Annotated in this window: 2 protein-coding genes; one reads left to right on the top strand and one right to left on the bottom strand. The window is 59.0% G+C overall.

Annotated elements, in window-relative coordinates:
- Nucleotides 1-517: SLC13 family permease (locus AAFM29_RS17815; RefSeq protein WP_341714042.1), on the top strand; the 517-nt coding region annotated here is incomplete at its 5' end.
- Nucleotides 518-696: 179 nt separating this feature from the next.
- Here the strand turns inward: AAFM29_RS17815 and AAFM29_RS17820 are convergent.
- On the bottom strand, nucleotides 697-944 hold a 248-nt coding region (locus AAFM29_RS17820; RefSeq protein ID WP_341714043.1), incomplete at its 5' end, for a PLP-dependent transferase.

Consider the following 944-nt stretch of genomic DNA (forward strand, 5'->3'; position numbering starts at 1 on the left):
CTTGGCAATGATCGATGCTGCGGTAGTGGTGGCCACAGGCTGTCTGGATACCGAGGACGCCTACAAGGCCATCGACTGGCGTATTTTGACGCTGATTTTCGGCATGCTGGCAATCAGCATCGCCATGAACAAGGTCGGACTGGTCGATACCGTAGTCAGCCATGTGATGACCCTGTCACCATTGCTGGGGCCGCTGTTCATGCTGTCGTTTATCTACCTGCTTACGTCGGTACTGACCGAGGTAGTCAGCAACAACGCCGTCGCCGTGCTGGTTACCCCCATAGCCATCGGAGTAGCCCAGCAGTTGGGCGCAGACCCGACACCCTTTGTGGTGGCAGTGATGTTCGCAGCCAGTGCCAGCTTTGCCACGCCCATCGGCTACCAGACCAACACCTTCGTTTACAGCGCCGGTGGCTACCGCTTCTCGGACTTTATGCGCATCGGCGTACCGCTAAACCTGATCATGTGGCTGGCCGCCTCACTGATCATCCCGCTGGTCTGGCCGCTGTTTCCCTGACACGCGCGCTGGCGCGCGCGAGCTGGAAGCGTAGTCAGGATGAGATCGACGACAAGACCGTCAAGCGCGCCTACCATAAACTGTCCAAAAGAAAACCCGCGCGATTCAACACCGCGCGGGTTTTGCTTGTGGCTTGTTAGCTTGACGCTTGTGGCTCAGCTCTCGCAAGCGGGAGCTGACTAAAGCGAAGCGTCGAGCGCCTGTGACAAATCGGCGAGGATGTCGTCGATATGCTCGATACCGATCGACAGGCGCACCATGTCACGCGGCACGCCGGCCTTGGCCAACTCCTCGTCATTGAGCTGACGGTGGGTGGTGGACGCCGGGTGGCAGGCCAGCGATTTGGCATCACCAATGTTTACCAGGCGAACCACCAGGTTCAGCGCGTCAATAAAACGAGCCCCAGCCTCCTGCCCGCCTTTGATAC

Source organism: Erythrobacter sp., from assembly GCF_038133525.1.
Taxonomy (GTDB): Bacteria; Pseudomonadota; Alphaproteobacteria; order Sphingomonadales; family Sphingomonadaceae; genus Qipengyuania.